Source organism: Mesorhizobium sp. WSM4832 (genome assembly GCF_055811115.1).
The window spans coordinates 37,577-52,592 of the sequence record NZ_JBVVQH010000003.1 but is presented as its reverse complement, the minus strand read 5'-3'; the positions used below and the strand labels follow the sequence as shown (position 1 = coordinate 52,592).

General features: G+C 63.6%; 17 protein-coding genes. 8 read left to right on the top strand and 9 right to left on the bottom strand.

Features of this window, described 5'->3' with window-relative positions:
* Nucleotides 1–5 precede the first annotated feature (5 nt).
* Entirely contained in the window at nt 6–347 is a 342-nt protein-coding gene (locus AC0L2L_RS05455) for a DUF1127 domain-containing protein (protein ID WP_473576737.1), read from the bottom strand.
* Here AC0L2L_RS05455 and AC0L2L_RS05450 point away from each other — a divergent pair.
* From AC0L2L_RS05450 to AC0L2L_RS05425, 6 genes are all read left to right on the top strand, one after another.
* Entirely contained in the window at nt 346–1,755 is a 1,410-nt protein-coding gene (locus AC0L2L_RS05450) for an aminotransferase-like domain-containing protein (RefSeq protein WP_473576736.1), read from the top strand. The two genes, AC0L2L_RS05455 and AC0L2L_RS05450, sit on opposite strands and share 2 nt — an antisense overlap.
* A gap of 145 nt (nt 1,756–1,900) precedes the next feature.
* Complete coding sequence (purL, locus tag AC0L2L_RS05445) at nt 1,901–4,132, top strand: phosphoribosylformylglycinamidine synthase subunit PurL (protein ID WP_473576735.1); 2,232 nt, start codon at nt 1,901–1,903, stop codon at nt 4,130–4,132.
* Nucleotides 4,133–4,243: 111 nt separating this feature from the next.
* Nucleotides 4,244–4,759, top strand: a complete 516-nt coding sequence (locus AC0L2L_RS05440) for a hypothetical protein (protein ID WP_473576734.1) — start codon at nt 4,244–4,246, stop codon at nt 4,757–4,759.
* A gap of 97 nt (nt 4,760–4,856) precedes the next feature.
* Nucleotides 4,857–5,090, top strand: a complete 234-nt coding sequence (locus tag AC0L2L_RS05435; RefSeq protein ID WP_473576732.1) for a BolA/IbaG family iron-sulfur metabolism protein — start codon at nt 4,857–4,859, stop codon at nt 5,088–5,090.
* 150 nt (nt 5,091–5,240) lie between these two features.
* The gene (grxD, locus tag AC0L2L_RS05430) at nt 5,241–5,576 is read left to right on the top strand and encodes a Grx4 family monothiol glutaredoxin (RefSeq protein ID WP_473576730.1); all 336 of its coding nucleotides are present in this window, start codon (nt 5,241–5,243) and stop codon (nt 5,574–5,576) included.
* 159 nt (nt 5,577–5,735) lie between these two features.
* Entirely contained in the window at nt 5,736–6,980 is a 1,245-nt protein-coding gene (locus tag AC0L2L_RS05425) for a multidrug effflux MFS transporter (protein ID WP_473576728.1), read from the top strand.
* A 22-nt stretch (nt 6,981–7,002) separates the two neighbouring features.
* Here the strand turns inward: AC0L2L_RS05425 and AC0L2L_RS05420 are convergent, their stop codons facing one another.
* From AC0L2L_RS05420 to rpsD, 4 genes are all read right to left on the bottom strand, one after another.
* Nucleotides 7,003–7,404, bottom strand: coding sequence for a hypothetical protein (locus AC0L2L_RS05420; RefSeq protein ID WP_473576727.1), 402 nt, complete (start codon nt 7,402–7,404; stop codon nt 7,003–7,005).
* A gap of 207 nt (nt 7,405–7,611) precedes the next feature.
* Nucleotides 7,612–8,406: an inositol monophosphatase family protein gene (locus AC0L2L_RS05415; RefSeq protein WP_473576725.1), complete on the bottom strand. Its 795-nt coding sequence runs from the start codon at nt 8,404–8,406 to the stop codon at nt 7,612–7,614.
* Nucleotides 8,396–9,298 carry a tRNA 2-thiocytidine(32) synthetase TtcA gene (ttcA, locus tag AC0L2L_RS05410; RefSeq protein WP_473576724.1) on the bottom strand — a complete coding sequence of 301 codons (903 nt, stop codon included), beginning with the start codon at nt 9,296–9,298 and terminating at the stop codon, nt 8,396–8,398. Before ttcA ends, AC0L2L_RS05415 begins: the two co-directional genes overlap by 11 nt.
* A gap of 107 nt (nt 9,299–9,405) precedes the next feature.
* On the bottom strand, nt 9,406–10,023 hold the full coding sequence (rpsD, locus tag AC0L2L_RS05405; protein ID WP_027166407.1) for a 30S ribosomal protein S4: 618 nt from the start codon (nt 10,021–10,023) through the stop codon (nt 9,406–9,408).
* Nucleotides 10,024–10,402: 379 nt separating this feature from the next.
* On the opposite strand from rpsD, the gene AC0L2L_RS05400 reads away from it, so the two are divergent.
* Nucleotides 10,403–10,606 (top strand): hypothetical protein, encoded by a 204-nt coding sequence (locus AC0L2L_RS05400; protein WP_473576723.1) that lies wholly within the window; start codon nt 10,403–10,405, stop codon nt 10,604–10,606.
* Between the two features lie 135 nt (nt 10,607–10,741).
* Here AC0L2L_RS05400 and AC0L2L_RS05395 read toward each other — a convergent pair whose 3' ends face one another.
* Nucleotides 10,742–10,924, bottom strand: a complete 183-nt coding sequence (locus tag AC0L2L_RS05395; protein WP_473576721.1) for a DUF3008 family protein — start codon at nt 10,922–10,924, stop codon at nt 10,742–10,744.
* A gap of 160 nt (nt 10,925–11,084) precedes the next feature.
* Between AC0L2L_RS05395 and AC0L2L_RS05390 the strand changes: the two genes are divergently transcribed.
* Nucleotides 11,085–12,473 (top strand): RNB domain-containing ribonuclease, encoded by a 1,389-nt coding sequence (locus AC0L2L_RS05390; protein WP_473576719.1) that lies wholly within the window; start codon nt 11,085–11,087, stop codon nt 12,471–12,473.
* On the opposite strand, the gene murI is transcribed toward AC0L2L_RS05390, so the two are convergent.
* The 3 genes from murI to AC0L2L_RS05375 all read right to left on the bottom strand — a co-directional run bounded on the left by murI (nt 12,470) and on the right by AC0L2L_RS05375 (nt 15,006).
* Nucleotides 12,470–13,270, bottom strand: coding sequence for a glutamate racemase (gene murI / locus AC0L2L_RS05385; protein ID WP_473576718.1), 801 nt, complete (start codon nt 13,268–13,270; stop codon nt 12,470–12,472). The genes AC0L2L_RS05390 and murI overlap by 4 nt on opposite strands.
* A 212-nt stretch (nt 13,271–13,482) precedes the next feature.
* The gene (locus tag AC0L2L_RS05380) at nt 13,483–14,004 is read right to left on the bottom strand and encodes a hypothetical protein (protein WP_473576716.1); all 522 of its coding nucleotides are present in this window, start codon (nt 14,002–14,004) and stop codon (nt 13,483–13,485) included.
* A 153-nt stretch (nt 14,005–14,157) separates the two neighbouring features.
* Nucleotides 14,158–15,006, bottom strand: a complete 849-nt coding sequence (locus AC0L2L_RS05375; protein ID WP_473576715.1) for an RNA methyltransferase — start codon at nt 15,004–15,006, stop codon at nt 14,158–14,160.
* Between the last annotated feature and the right edge of the window lie 10 nt (nt 15,007–15,016).

Genomic DNA, 15,016 nt, shown 5'->3' with positions numbered 1-15,016 from the left:
GATCCTCACTCCCAGAATGCCCGGATGCCTTCGCGATGGGCATCGCAGCGCGAGATGCCGATATCCTTGAGCTGGTCGTCCGTCATCTCCATGAGTGCAAGGCGGCCGCGCCGACGCTCCAGCATTCGGCCGATCTGCTTGGCGATGGAACGGAGCACAAGCACCAGGCGGCGGACGAAGCTACGGCGGCCCTGATGATTAGTCCGCGCAGGAAATGCCGGTTCGACGTAGCGAATTGTCTCGATTGTATCCATTATCGCTCTGCCTTGTTTGAATTGTACCTCTCCAACCGCGGAATCGATATGGATTGACTCATCGCGCGGTACAATATAGAAAATTGTCACCATGACAAATTGGCTCCCTGATCTCTCCACTGGCTCCGGTCCGCTCTATCAGCGCCTTGCTGACAGCATTGAGTCAGATATCGACAGGGGCGTCATCGATGCCGGTGCGAAACTGCCGCCGCAGCGCGACCTCGCCTATGACATCGGTACCACCGTCGGCACCGTCGGCAGGGCCTATCAGCTGCTGCGCGAACGCGGCCTGGTGAGCGGCGAGGTCGGTCGCGGCACCTATGTGCTCGTGCAACACTCGGAAACGCCAAAAACGGATCTCGAGCCCGCCATCCAAGGCACGCGCGCTATCGACGCGCCGGCGGGCAAGCTGCGCTTCGACAGCACCGCGGCACCCGATGTCGGTCAGGGTGCCATCATCGCCGAAATTCTGGCGCGAACGGCGCAGGAACATCCGCACGAGATTTCGAGCTACACCAGGGACTTTCCCGAACGCTGGTATGAGGCCGGCAGCCGCTGGCTTAGACGCAATTCCTTCAGCCCCTCGCCGGATTCCATCGTGCCGACGCTTGGCACCCATGCGGCGGTGATGGCGGCGATCGCCGCTCTCACCACACCCGGTGACGCGATCGTCTTCGAGCATCTCACCTATTCGCAGATCTCGCGCAGCACCGGGCTGATCGGACGTCGAACCGCGCTTGTTTCGGCTGACGATGACGGCATCGATCCCGACGATTTCGAGCGGGTCTGCGCGCAGAAACACCCGAAGATGATGTTCCTGATGCCGACGGTGAAGAACCCGACGCTGGTCACGCTGTCGGCGGAGCGGCGCCAAGCCATCGCGCGCATCGCGCGTAAATACAATGTCGTGCTGATAGAGGACGATCTCTACGGCAAACTGAGCGACGATCCGACGCCGCTGCTTGCCGAATATGCGCCCGAGCGCACCGTTGTCGCCGGCGGCCTGTCGAAATCGGTCGCGGCGGGCGTGCGCGGCGGCTGGCTTTCCTGTCCGCCCGCCTATCGCCACCGCATCCGCGTGGCGCACAAGATGATGACCGGCGGCCTGCCCTTCCTGCTGGCGGAGGTCGGAACGAGGCTGGTGATGTCCGGCCATGCCGGCGAGATCCGCAAGCGCTGCATTTCCGAGTTCCAGGCGCGTCTGCATTTGGTACGCGAGACTCTGGCCGGGTTTGACTTCAGGATAAGGGACAATGTGCCCTTCGTCTGGCTCACCTTGCCGGATCCCTGGCTGTCGGGCACCTTCAAGAATGCCTGCCTGGCGCAAGGCGTGCTCATCGACGACGAGGATGAGTTCAAGGCCGGCCGTTCCGAGCAGGTTTTCCACGGCGTCCGCTTCGGCGTCTCACAGCCGCGCCGGCAGAAAGATGTCGCCGACGGCGTCGCGGTCATCCGCCGCCTGCTCGACGAAGGCCGCGCCGGCTACGACAGTTTTTCCTGATCAGTCGGCAAGCCCCAGACCCTAAGCATTGACGGCAGGGGCAGTTTTCCGGCGTTTTTCGTCATGCGATGGGGTGTATCGGTCGCAAAGCTTGCGATAAGAGGAGGACTCAAACTCCCGCTCCCACGGACAAAAATCGCCGCCCATGACCATTTCCAATTCCGTGCCGATCACCCCGGAACTCGTCGCCGCGCATGGGCTGAAGCCCGACGAATACCAGCGCATCCTCGACCTGGTCGGGCGCGAGCCGAGCTTCACCGAGCTCGGCATCTTCTCGGCGATGTGGAACGAGCACTGTTCCTACAAATCTTCCAAGAAATGGCTGCGCACGTTGCCGACGAGCGGCCCGCAGGTGATCCAGGGCCCCGGCGAGAATGCCGGCGTGGTCGACATCGGCGACGGCGACTGCGTCGTCTTCAAGATGGAGAGCCACAACCACCCGTCCTACATCGAACCCTATCAGGGCGCGGCGACCGGCGTCGGCGGTATCCTGCGCGACGTCTTCACCATGGGTGCCAGGCCGGTTGCGGCCATGAACGCGCTGCGCTTCGGCGCGCCTGACCATCCGAAAACCCGGCATCTCGTTGCCGGCGTGGTTTCCGGCGTCGGCGGCTACGGCAATTCCTTCGGCGTTCCGACCGTCGGCGGCGAGGTCAATTTCGACCCGCGCTACAACGGCAACATCCTGGTCAACGCGTTCGCGGCGGGTCTTGCCAAGACCGACGCCATCTTCCTGTCTGAAGCTAAGGGCGTCGGCCTGCCGGTCGTCTATCTCGGCGCCAAGACCGGGCGCGACGGCGTCGGCGGCGCCACGATGGCCTCGGCCGAATTCGACGACAAGATCGAGGAAAAGCGGCCGACCGTGCAGGTCGGCGACCCCTTCACTGAAAAATGCCTGCTGGAAGCCTGCCTCGAGCTGATGGCCTCGGGCGCCGTCATCGCCATCCAGGACATGGGCGCCGCCGGCCTCACCTGCTCGGCCGTCGAGATGGGCGCCAAGGGCGACCTCGGCATCGAGCTCGACCTCGACAAGGTGCCGGTGCGCGAGGAGCGCATGAGCGCCTACGAGATGATGCTGTCGGAAAGCCAGGAGCGCATGCTGATGGTGCTGCGCCCCGAAAAGGAAGAGGAAGCCGAGGCTATCTTCCGCAAATGGGGGCTCGACTTTGCCATCGTCGGCAAGACCACCGACGATCTGCGCTTCCGCGTCATCCATCAGGGCGACGAGGTCGCCAACCTGCCGATCAAGGAACTGGGCGACCAGGCGCCGGAATATGATCGTCCCTGGGTCGAGGCAAAGAAGCCCGCACCGCTCGCGGCGAACGATGCGCCCCAGGCCGATATCGCCGACGCGCTGCTCAAGCTGCTCGGCGGACCGGACCTCTCCTCGCGCCGCTGGGTGTGGGAGCAGTATGACACGCTGATCCAGGGCAATTCGCTGCAGCTTCCCGGCGGCGACGCCGGCGTCGTGCGCGTCGAAGGCCATCCGACCAAGGCGCTGGCCTTCTCCTCCGACGTCACGCCGCGCTACTGCGAGGCCGATCCTTACGAAGGCGGCAAGCAGGCCGTGGCCGAATGCTGGCGCAACCTGACTGCCACCGGCGCCTTGCCGCTCGCCGCCACCGACAACCTCAATTTCGGCAATCCGGAACGACCCGAAATCATGGGCCAGTTGGTCGGCGCCATTAAGGGCATCGGCGATGCCTGCCGCGCGCTCGCCTTTCCGATCGTCTCCGGCAATGTCTCGCTCTACAACGAAACCAATGGCCGCGGCATCCTGCCGACGCCGACCATCGGCGGCGTCGGGCTCATCTCCGACTGGTCGAAGATGGTGCGCATCGGCTTTGCCGCCGAGGGCCAGATGATCGTGCTGGTCGGCGCGCCGCCGAGCTGGGGCAGCCATCTCGGCCAGTCCGTCTATATGCGCGACATCCATGGCCGTGCCGACGGCCCGCCGCCGACCGTCGACCTCGAACACGAGAAGCGGGTCGGCGACCATGTGCGCTCGCTGATCGCTTCCGGCATCGTGACCGCCGCCCACGACGTCTCCGACGGCGGCCTGGCCATAGCGCTGGCCGAAATGGCGATGGCCTCCGGCATCGGCGCCACCATTCCCGGCCTCACCGGCACCGACCCGATCCCGGTCTGGTTCGGCGAGGACCAGGGTCGCTATCTGCTGACGCTCTCGATCGACCCGCAAAGCGGCGAATGGGACAGGATCCGCGAAGAGCAGGGCATGCTCGGTATCTTCGCGCCCTGGATCGGCACCACCGGCGGACATGAATTGAAGCTCGGCGAGGCACGGTCGATCCCGGTCAGCGAGTTGACCGCCGCCCATGAGGGCTGGTTTCCGCGCTTCATGGATCAGGCCAGTTGACGAGACTGGAAGCATGTCTCCCGAAAGTGTGCAGCGGTTTTCGGGAAAAAGACACGCTCAAAATAAAAGACCTAAAGCATGTCGCATAAATCCCTTTTTATGCGACATGCCTTGACCGCCAAGGCGCTGGTTGCAGTCGTCTTCTGGCCGTCCCTGTTCTTCTTCTGGTTTCTCGGACCGTTCGTCCTGTTCCTGCTGTCGACGACCTCGAGCGAGGTCTGCCCACGGCTGGAAACTCGCGCGGAATTCCTTGCCGCGGCCAACGCCACGCTGCCGATGCTCATCGTGCAGAACCTGATCTATGCGGTTCCGATCGTCTGCCTGGCGCTGTGGAACCGGCTTTCTCCGGAGCCCTTGCGGGCAAGGCGCATCGCGACCTGCATCAAGCTCTTCGCTGTCGCCGCGGTGATCGGGGCGATCTGGGAATACGGCTCGTCTTTGACCTGCGACGGCTACGGTCAGGCCTTCTTCTCGACCGTATGGCAGATAACGAGCTATCTTCCCATCGTCAGCCTGCTGATCAACATTCCGCTCTACGTGCTGGTCTTCAGCCTCGGCCGCGCCTATTCAACGCGCGATGACATCACCGAAGACGGCATGGTTCATTCCAGGCGGGACAGCCCTTAGATCTCCATCGCCGACGGAACGGCTTCAATCCGGGCTGGAAAGGCTCTAGGCTCAGCCGAGTCACATACTACATGCCCGCTTGAAACAGGATTTTGCTATGGCAATGGATGCCCACGACATCGAAAAACTGATCAAGGAAGGCATTCCGGACGCCAGGGTGACGATCCGGGACCTGGCCGGCGACGGCGACCATTACGCGGCCGAAGTGATAGCGGAAAGTTTCCGGGGCAAGAGCCGTGTCCAGCAGCACCAGATGGTCTATGACGCGTTGAAGGGTAATATGGGCGGCGTGCTGCATGCGCTGGCGCTTCAGACCGGCGTCCCGGACTGAGGCCTGCCGCCACCCAGGCTTGGCCCAACTCGGCCCATCCCTTGCGCCATTCCGAAGCCGGCGCGGCTAACGTCTTGTTTCAGCCAACCTATGGGTTTATTTGAAGGACATGCTTCGAGCCTGACTCCCACAGGCGTGAAAGGACCGTCCATGACTGGCATCAACGACTACATCGACAATGAAGTGAAGGGCAACGACGTCGTGCTTTTCATGAAGGGCACGCCCGGCTTCCCGCAATGCGGGTTCTCCGGCCAGGTGGTGCAGATCCTCGATTATATCGGGGCCGACTACAAAGGCGTGAACGTGCTCGACTCGGCCGAACTGCGCCAGGGCATCAAGGACTATTCCAACTGGCCGACGATCCCGCAGCTCTATGTGAAGGGCGAATTCGTCGGCGGTTGCGACATCGTGCGCGAAATGTTCCAGGCTGGCGAATTGCAGGCCTTCCTGGTTGAAAAGGGCGTGAGCGTCAAAGGCGCCGCCTGATTTCAATTTTTGCTCGTCGGCGCGGAGGCAAACCCTCCGGCCGGCAAGCATCGCCCGGGGCTGCCCCCACCTCGGCAATTTATGAACCCGACTCGGGGATGAAACGAACCAGCGCGCCGGTCAGCCGGCGCTTGTTCGTTTGAAAGATCGGACTTTGCCGTGGACAAGCAGGTAGACGCGTCGCAACGGGCAAGCAGCTTGCCTATTCCGCGCTGGGAATTCATCGCGCTGTGCGCGGCGCTCATGGCGCTCAATTCGCTGGCCATCGACATCATGCTGCCGGCGCTGCAGCAGATCGGCGCTTCGCTCGGCGTCGAAAACGAAAACCACCGCCAATATGTCATCACCGCCTATATTCTAGGCTTTGGCGCCGGGCAGCTTTTCTTCGGCCCGATCTCCGACCGCTTTGGCCGCCGCGCGCCGCTGGTCGCGGGCCTGATCATCTATGTCGCGGCGGTTGCCGCCGCCGCCGTCGCACCCACCTTTGCCATCCTGCTCGCCTGCCGTGTCGTGCAAGGCATCGGCGCCGCCGCGACGCGCGTCATCGCCGTCTCGATCGTGCGCGACACGTTCGATGGTCGCCGCATGGCCGAGGTGATGTCGCTGATCTTCATGGTGTTCATGGCGATCCCGGTCGTCGCGCCCGGCATCGGCCAGTTCATCATGCTGTTCGCCACCTGGCACTGGATCTTCGTCACCATGGCCGTCGGCGCGCTGATCGTGTCGGCATGGTCGCTGCTGCGCTTGCCGGAAACGCTGCATCCGGAGTACCGCCGGCAACTGACCGTAAACGCGATCGTCGGCGGCTTCCGCATCGTGCTCACCAATCGCGTCGCGGTTTGCTATGCCTTTGCCAGCACCTTCATCTTCGGCGCGATGTTCGGCTTCATCAATTCGGCGCAGCAGATTTATCTCGATGTCTTCCATGTCGGCGAGCTGTTCCCGCTGATCTTCGCCGGCGTCGCCGGCGTGCTCGCCTTCTCGAACTTCCTCAACGCCAGGCTTGTCGGGCGGATCGGCATGCGCCGCCTGTCGCAAAGCGCGCTGCTGCTGTTCCTCGCCATCAGCCTGATATGGCTCGTCGTCTCGCTGGAGACGCAAATGCCGCTCTGGCTGTTCATTACCTTCTTTGCCGGGGCGATGGTGCCGTTCGGCTGCCTCGGCGCGAATTTCAACGCGCTTGCGATGGAGCCGCTCGGCGCGCTTGCCGGCACCGCGTCATCCATCCTCGGCTTCATGCAGACCTTTCTCGGCGGCATCCTCGGCACGCTGATCGGCCAAGCCTATAATGGCACGGTGACACCCTTGGCCGCCGGCTTCTGCAGCGTCTCGGTCGCGGCGCTGCTGATGATCCTGGTCGCCGAAAGCGGGCGGCTGTTCCAGCCCCACAACCCACCGGTCTAAAACAGGGGCAATATCCAAGCGGTCAGGATTTGCGTTCCTGCGACGCGGTGAAGAGTGGGGAGAGTATGCGCCCCGCGATCGCTTCACCCATGCTGTCCGTGAAAGGCACGGGCAGAGCCTTTTCAAGGGCTTCAAGCACGGAGGCGACGAAAGCTCTGTTCAAACTGTCGTCTGGTCCCAGCTTGGAAAAGGTAGCGCGGGGCTTGCCGATAAGCGTACCGTTCCGGCGAAGCGAGAAGCGCAATGTCAGGGACATGCCGCCGGTCCCGCGCGGCGGCTGCCAGCAGGCGTAAATAGCGGCCGACATCTCCGCTATGGAGTTGACCGGATCGCGGCTGCCGCAGGCGCGCTCCTGCGCCCAGGCCTGCCCGCAACCTGCGATGACGGCGGCAGCAAAAATGGCCACTGTACGCCGGATGGTCATGCGCATTCCCTGACGTTTGCTCGAAGCCATACGCATCCGGCCAGCCTTCCACCCCTGCGAGTAGGTCGATCCTAATGCGTGTCGCGCAAAAGTGCGCAGCGGTTTTGCGGCAACGACATGCATCAAAACAAAGACTAGAGCGCGTCGCCTGAATCCGTTTCGGCGCGACGCGCTTTAGTCGGCCCACAGCTCGCGGCGCAACACGTCCTAGCTTTGCTTGTCCGATGCCACAAGAAGACCGCCATCGACATGCGACGGCAGATAGGCGCTTCCGTCGACCCGCGCGACATGCCCGCCTGCCTCCTGATGGATCAGCGCACCGGCCAGATGATCCCAGGGCATCAGCTTGTTGTAGAGCACGAAATGCGCATGGCCGCTGGCCAGCAGCCGGTATTCATGCGCCGCGCAACGATAGGCGAATTGCGACAGCGTCTTGGTCTGGTTGCGGGCAAGCCGCGACCGCTCAGGCTCCTTGAGAAATTGCCAGGAAACGGAGCCGGTCATCTGCGACACGGGCACCGGCGCCGCAACGCGAACCTTCTCCAGCGCGCCATGCACGTGGCGGATATGGCCGCCGGCGCCCTTGGCGCCAATCAGCCAGTCCTTGCCGACCGGATCGTGGATGATGCCGGCGACGGTCTCGCCGTTGACGACAACGGCCGCCATGACGCCGAACAGCGGCACGCCGGAGGCAAAATTGAAGGTGCCGTCGACCGGATCGATGACGAAGGCAAGCGCGGCATCGCCGAGGCCCGATAGCAGCGCCGGGTTGTCGGAGCAGGCTTCCTCGCCGACCACCATCGCATCGGGATAGCGCTCGCGCAGCCGGGCGGTGATCAGCCTTTCGGCATTGACGTCCGCTTCGGTCACGAGATCGGCGGCGGAGGTCTTCTGGCGGACGTCGCCCTCGCCCAGCCGGCGGAAGCGCGGCATGATTTCGGCCCTTGCCGCTTCGGCGAGAAGCTCGGCCAGCCAGTCGATTGCCTGATCGTCAAATCTCATCGGAAATGCCTCGCCCCGGGTTTGCATCGAGCCCCGCGAAGTCGAACAGCTTCCTGTCGAGGAGATGCGAGGGCCGCACATTGGCCATGGCGCGGATCATCGTGTCCTTGCGGCCCGGCATGCGGTTCTCGATATCGTCGAGCATCGCCTTCATAGCGTTGCGCTGCAGCCCTTCCTGGCTGCCGCAGAGGTCGCACGGAATGATCGGGAATTTCATAGCGTTGGCGAATTTCTCGAGATCAGCCTCGGCGTTATAGGCGAGCGGCCGCAGCACCATGACGTCGCCTTCGTCGTTGAGCAGCTTCGGCGGCATGGCGGCGAGGCGCCCGCCATGGAACAGGTTCATGAAGAAGGTCTCGAGGATGTCCTCGCGGTGATGGCCAAGCACCAGGGCCGAGCACCCCTCCTCCCGCGCGATGCGGTAAAGGTGGCCGCGCCGCAGCCGCGAGCAGAGCGAGCAATAGGTGCTGCCCTCCGGCAATTTGTCGGTCACCACCGAATAAGTGTCCTGGTATTCGATGCGGTGCGCGATGCCGTTGGCGTTGAGATAGTCGGGCAGGATGTGTTTCGGGAAATTCGGCTGGCCCTGGTCGAGATTGCAGGCAAGCAGCTCGACCGGCAGCAGCCCACGCCATTTGAGGTCGAGCAGCAGCGCCAGCAGGCCGTAGGAGTCCTTGCCGCCGGAAAGCGCCACCAGCCAGCGCTCGCCTGGTTTGATCATGGCGAAGTCCTCGATCGCCTGGCGCGTCAGCCGCAAGAGCCGCTTGCGCAGCTTGTTGAACTCGACCGAGGACGGCACGTCGGCAAACAGCGGGTGGAAGCCGCCTTCGGCGTCGCCGATCGGCTCAAGGGATTTGGCGTCGAGCAGTTTGGTGTCTGGCAGCATGTTCATGGCGCTTATGCCCCACGGGTCCGGTTGCCGCCCGGATTAGCGGACATGGCGGGCAAAGAAAAGGCCGCCTCGATGGGCGGCCTTGGTATTGCAGCTGATGATGTCGATCAGCGCGAGTAGAATTCGACGACCAGGTTCGGTTCCATCTGCACGGCGAACGGAACGTCCGCCAGGCCGGGAACGCGACCGAAGGTAGCGGTCATCTTGTTGTGGTCGGCTTCGATGTAGTCCGGCACGTCGCGCTCGGCCAGACCGACCGATTCCAGCACGATGACGAGCTGCTTCGACTTCTCGCGCACCTCGATGACGTCGCCCGGCTTGCAGCGGTACGAACCGATGTTGACACGCGTGCCGTTGACGTTGACATGGCCGTGGTTGACGAACTGACGGGCGGCGAAAATGGTCGGCACGAACTTGGCGCGGTAGACGACCGCGTCGAGACGCGACTCGAGCAGGCCGATCAGGTTCTCGGAGGTGTCGCCCTTGCGGCGGTTGGCCTCTTCATAGACCTTGCGGAACTGCTTTTCCGAAACGTCGCCATAGTGACCCTTCAGCTTCTGCTTGGCGCGCAGCTGCAGGCCGAAGTCGGAAAGCTTGCCCTTGCGGCGCTGGCCGTGCTGGCCGGGGCCGTATTCACGCTTGTTGACCGGGGACTTCGGGCGGCCCCAGATATTTTCGCCGAGACGGCGGTCGATCTTGTATTTCGCGGATTCGCGCTTGCTCATCGCATTCCCTTTCAAAACAATATACCCGGAACCCCATGGCTCCGGGTGAAGGAAACGCGCCCTCCTCTGGCCTCCGTTTTCGAGACCTGACAGGGTTTTCCACGCAAAGCGACGGAAAACCCACGGGACACGTCAAAAGAAACCACCGGGCGTCGCCACCCGGTGTTGGTGGGCCTGTTAAACAGAGATTTAACCGGTGTCAAGCTTCCGGCTGGCGGCGCAGACTGCAACCCTATACCATTTCAGCGTTGCATGCGGTGCCGAACATATGGCGGCAGTTGTACGCCGGCGGCATCAGAGCGGTAGGCGGTCAGCTTCGGCGCGTGGGCCTGCTCTGGCACTTTGACGAAGGGACTGGAGCAGAGGAGCCCGAATTCCCATGAAGAAGTTCTTCCTTACCCTCACCGGGGCCGCTGTGTTGGCCGGGTCGATGGCGGTCATGACGCCTGAACCGGCTATGGCCAGGCATTGGTACGGCCACAAGCAGGTGTGCCGAGTCGTGGTGAAGAAAAGAGTGGTCTGGCGCCATGGCCATCGCCATGTCGTCCGCTACAGGACACGGCACTGCTGGTGGCGCCGTTAGTTCGGCTTCGCAGCCAGGATTGAAAAGGCCCGCGGTTCGTCCCGCGGGCTTTTTTGTTCCCGACGTCGTGATTGGGGCTAACGCAAATCGCTTGGTCAAGCGCTGCTTAGGCCACCACCGCCATTAATCGGCAGCCTACGTCTTCTTGCCGGGCAGGCCCTTGCGCTTGGTCTCGGCGAATTCCTCAAGCTGCTTCTCGCTCATCGAGTCGTACATTTCGCGCGAGGCGCCTTTGAGTTCGCTTTTCTTGATCTCGCCGCGCTTGGCGGAAAGCGCTGCGCCGGCGGCCTTTTGCTGGGCTTGCGATGTAGCGGGCATGGCGGTTTCTCCTTTGCTGTCAGGAGAAACGCCGCGCTTCGGCAGCAGTTCCAACGCTGGCAGTTCGGTACCGAGGTCCGCTCGGGCCCGCCAAGCGGCCGATTTGGGGATTTTCGTCGGCAGCCTTCCCGTGTTCGAGACCCCGGTGTAGGACGGCGGCATGAAATCGCTGACCGATCCCTCGCAGGCACTCTCCACCGGCCTCGCGAAAATCCGCACCGAATTCCACATACCGGATGGATTTCCACCTGAGGTAGTGGCCGCGGCGCAGGCAGCGGCCAGGCGGACGCCTGACCAGCATGCCGATCGCACCGCGATGCCCTTCGTCACGCTCGATCCGGCGGCCTCGACCGATCTTGACCAGGCCTTCTCGATCGAGGCCAGTGGCGACGATCTTTTGCTGCATTATGCCATTGCCGACGTGGGCTGGTTCGTCGAAGACGGCGACGCGGTGGACCTTGAAGCCTGGAACCGGGGCGAGACGCTTTACCTCCCGAACGGCAAGGCCGGACTCTACCCGCCGGTGCTTGCCGAGGCTGCAGCGAGCCTGTTGCCCGATGGACCGCGTCCGGCGGTCGTCTTCACGGTTCGGGTAGCTGGTGACGGTGCGGTGAAGCTGGACGGCGCGGGGCGGGCAATCATTCAAAGCCGCGCGAAGCTCGCCTATGACAGCGTGCAGGCTTCCGACGTTCCGGCCGGCTTCGCGGAAATGGCGCGGCGCATGGCGATGAACGAAGAACGCCGTGGCGCTTCGCGCGTCGATCCGCCCGAGCAGGAGGTTGAACGGCTCGCCGACGGCACATTCGGGCTTTCGTTCAGGCCGCTGCTGCAATCCGAGCAGGACAATGCCGCGCTTTCGCTGGCCGCCAATATGGCGATTGCGGACGCCATGCTGGCACACCGGACGGGCTTGTTCCGGGTGATGTCGGGGCCGGACGCCTCCAAGGTGCAACGGCTGCGCAACGCGGCGCAGGCGCTCGGCCTGTCCTGGCCGGCCTCCACCAGCCTGCGCGACTATCAGCGCACGCTTGATCCGGCCGATCCGAAACAGGCGGCGCTGATGCTGGAAATCCGCCGCGCAGGCAACGGCGCGTCCTACCAGCCCTATCAGGAAGGCGTCGTCCCCTGGCACGAGGCGATGGCCGCGACCTATGCGCACGCCACCGCGCCGCTCAGGCGCCTGGCCGACCGCTACGTGGTGCGCTGCGCGCTGGCAATCGCCAACGGCCAGCCCGTGCCGCAGGCCGTCACCGACGCATTCGCCAGACTGCCAAGGGTGATGGGGCGTGCGGATGCCCGCGCCTCGCAGATCAGCCACGCGGCCATCGACCTTGCCGAGGCGGTCATGCTGAAAGGACGCGAAGGCGAGACGTTCAAGGCCGTGGTCACCGATTTCGTCGATCATGGCGTGCGCGTGCAGCTTGCCGACATGCCTGTCGTCGCCAGCGTGAAGGCCTCCGGGCTGAGGCAGGGCGACGGTCTCGACCTGAAGCTGGTCTCGGCCGACCCGGATCAGCGCAGCATCGTCTTCGAACCTGTTGCGCCTTAGCGCGCGGTCAGTCCGAAACCCTGGATCAGTCGCTTCGTGGCGAAATCCACCTTGCCCGAGGTGAAGACGGCAAGATCCGGCTCGCTCTCGCCCGATGTCTCCCCGACAGGTTCAAGCAGCGACATGGCGCGCCGCGCGATCGCCTCGGCCGGATCGATCCAGTCGACCGGCCAGGGCGCCGTCTTGCGCATGCGGTTGGCGAGGAACGGGTAATGCGTGCAGGCGAGCACGACGATGTCGGTGCGGTTGCCGTCGCGCTCGATGAAGCAGGGCGTGATTTCCGCGCGCACGGCTTCCTCATCGACGAAGCCCTGGCGCATGTAGATCTCGGCCAGCCCCGCCAGCCGGTCGCTGCCGACCAGGCGCACATGGCATTTCTGCGCCCATTTGCTGATCAGGTCGCGCGTGTATTGGCGCTTCACTGTGCCGGGCGTCGCCAGCACCGATACCAGGCCTGAGCGGGTGCGCTCGGCGGCTGGCTTGATCGCCGGCACGGTGCCCACAAAGAGATGGCCGGGGAATTTTTCGCGCAGCGCATCGATCACCAGCGTCGAGGCGGTGTTGCAGGCGATGACGGAAATCGCGGGCTGGAGGCGGTCGAGCAATTTGCCGAACAGCGCGAGTATATGATCCTTGAGTGCCGGCTCCTCCCAGGCGCCGTAAGGAAAAGCCGCGTCGTCGGCGACATAAACGAATCGGCGGTCGGGCATGAGCACGCGCGCCTCGCGCAATACGGTCAGGCCGCCAACGCCGGAATCGAACATCAGGATCGGGCGCTGGCTTGATCGATCGCTCATTGTCATCCGGTCATCAGAGCAATTCCAGGAAAGGTGTGAAACGGTTAGGTTCGGCGCCTTCGCCGTGGCCTTCCGTCCGGAATTGCGTCAAAAATAGCGGCCGGTCCGTGATTGGACCGACGGGCGCTTCTATCGCGAATGATCGTGGTCTTGAAGAGGCGAATGCGAGCAGCTTTTGCGCAGTCGCCAACGCTCTGTCATATCCCGCGCGCTCATATCCCGCGCTTGCCGAAGCCGGCTTGACGCGGCCTGCCGAAAGGCTGCGGCGCGGCAGGAACGCGGGCGGCTGAAGTGACGGCAGCGGCCGGTGCGGCGGTGCGTCCAGCACGCGCCGATGCCGGCAGCGGGCCATCGAAATCGAACATATCCGTCAGTTCATCGATATTGCTGCCCGCGACAGGCTTTGCCCACAGGATCGTGCACCAAAGGCCGAATACCGAAAGGCCAAGCAGGTTCAGCCCGCCGGGAATGCTCTCGTGATCGCCGAATTTGACGACCAGCAGCACGCCTGCTTGAAGAAGGGCGTAGACGGCGGAAAGGGCGATGTAGGCCCACAGGATCCAGCGGCGCCCGTTGGCGTCGCGGGTGCGGCGCGAGGCGATGTTGCCGCGCAGCGCGACAAAGATGAGCGAGGCGATGAGGACCGCACCCGCCATGCCCTGCCGCGACGGACCAGGCGCCGAATTGATCAGCCCTTCGAAACCGATCGTGCCGACAATGCAGATAACGATCACAACGGTTTCGGCTACGACGAGGCCGAGAGAATAAAGGAAAAAGCGCAAACGACCAATATTGGACGCAAACATGTGCCACCCCCACTATTGCAGCAAGGATGAGGCACAACCGAATAAAATTCGGTTACTTCAAATGCTCATAGCTTATCGATTTTAACTTTCTTTGTCTTTGGCGCGACTTCGCGCGGCGGCCGGCAGCCGTCTCGGATCGTCCCCTGGTGAGCCATCGCCGCGCGGCATGGCCGGAGAGAACCGGTCGAGCGACGAGATGATGCCGCGCAGAACCTTGAGCTCGGCCTCGGCGAAGCCCGCGCGCGTCAGCACGGCGCGCAGATTGTCGACCATCTTCGGTTTCTTTTCTTCGGGGCGGAAGTAACCGCGCGCTTCCAGCGCATTTTCCAGATAGGCGAAAAGGCTGTGCAACTGCTCCTTGGTCGCCGGCGCCAGCTCCGGCCCGGAGAAGTTGGTCTGGGTCTCGTCGGCGAGGCCGGACTTCATCCATTCATAGGACATGAGCAGCACCGCCTGGGCGATGTTGAGCGAGGAAAAGCCGGGATCGACCGGGAAGGTGACGATCTCGTCGGCGAGGCCGACCTCGTCATTATAGAGGCCGAAGCGCTCACGGCCGAACAGGATGCCGGTGCGCTCGCCCGCCCCGACGCGCGCCCTGAGCGCCCTGCCCGCTTCCACCGGCCCGCGCACCGGCTTGAAGCCGTCGCGCTCACGCGCGGTCGTGGCGAAGACGAAGTTGAGATCGGCGACCGCCGAGGCGAGATCGTCGAAAACCCTGGTGGCGTCGATGACATGGTCGGCCCGGCTTGCGGCCGCGCGCGCCTTTTCGCTCGGCCAGCCATCGCGCGGGTTCACGAGCCTGAGCTCGGACAAGCCGAAATTCGCCATGGCCCGCGCGACCATGCCGATGTTCTCGCCGAGCTGCGGCTCGACCAGGATGATCGCCGGTCCGGCGGCGGCGGGTTTGGCTGTGTCTTCGATGTCTGGCATGGCTATGGGT

What these genes read in the sequence shown, in the direction of transcription:
- ttcA (WP_473576724.1), bottom strand. Translation starts at nt 9,298, where the DNA reads ATGAACATGCTGCCAGACACCAAACTGCTCGACGCCAAATCCCTTGAG.
- AC0L2L_RS05420 (WP_473576727.1), bottom strand. Translation starts at nt 7,404, where the DNA reads ATGACCATCCGGCGTACAGTGGCCATTTTTGCTGCCGCCGTCATCGCA.
- AC0L2L_RS05450 (WP_473576736.1), top strand. Translation starts at nt 346, where the DNA reads ATGACAAATTGGCTCCCTGATCTCTCCACTGGCTCCGGTCCGCTCTAT.
- AC0L2L_RS05455 (WP_473576737.1), bottom strand. Translation starts at nt 347, where the DNA reads ATGGTGACAATTTTCTATATTGTACCGCGCGATGAGTCAATCCATATC.
- grxD (WP_473576730.1), top strand. Translation starts at nt 5,241, where the DNA reads ATGACTGGCATCAACGACTACATCGACAATGAAGTGAAGGGCAACGAC.
- AC0L2L_RS05395 (WP_473576721.1), bottom strand. Translation starts at nt 10,924, where the DNA reads ATGCCCGCTACATCGCAAGCCCAGCAAAAGGCCGCCGGCGCAGCGCTT.
- AC0L2L_RS05400 (WP_473576723.1), top strand. Translation starts at nt 10,403, where the DNA reads ATGAAGAAGTTCTTCCTTACCCTCACCGGGGCCGCTGTGTTGGCCGGG.
- AC0L2L_RS05435 (WP_473576732.1), top strand. Translation starts at nt 4,857, where the DNA reads ATGGCAATGGATGCCCACGACATCGAAAAACTGATCAAGGAAGGCATT.
- purL (WP_473576735.1), top strand. Translation starts at nt 1,901, where the DNA reads ATGACCATTTCCAATTCCGTGCCGATCACCCCGGAACTCGTCGCCGCG.
- rpsD (WP_027166407.1), bottom strand. Translation starts at nt 10,023, where the DNA reads ATGAGCAAGCGCGAATCCGCGAAATACAAGATCGACCGCCGTCTCGGC.
- AC0L2L_RS05390 (WP_473576719.1), top strand. Translation starts at nt 11,085, where the DNA reads ATGAAATCGCTGACCGATCCCTCGCAGGCACTCTCCACCGGCCTCGCG.
- AC0L2L_RS05375 (WP_473576715.1), bottom strand. Translation starts at nt 15,006, where the DNA reads ATGCCAGACATCGAAGACACAGCCAAACCCGCCGCCGCCGGACCGGCG.
- AC0L2L_RS05415 (WP_473576725.1), bottom strand. Translation starts at nt 8,406, where the DNA reads ATGAGATTTGACGATCAGGCAATCGACTGGCTGGCCGAGCTTCTCGCC.
- murI (WP_473576718.1), bottom strand. Translation starts at nt 13,270, where the DNA reads ATGAGCGATCGATCAAGCCAGCGCCCGATCCTGATGTTCGATTCCGGC.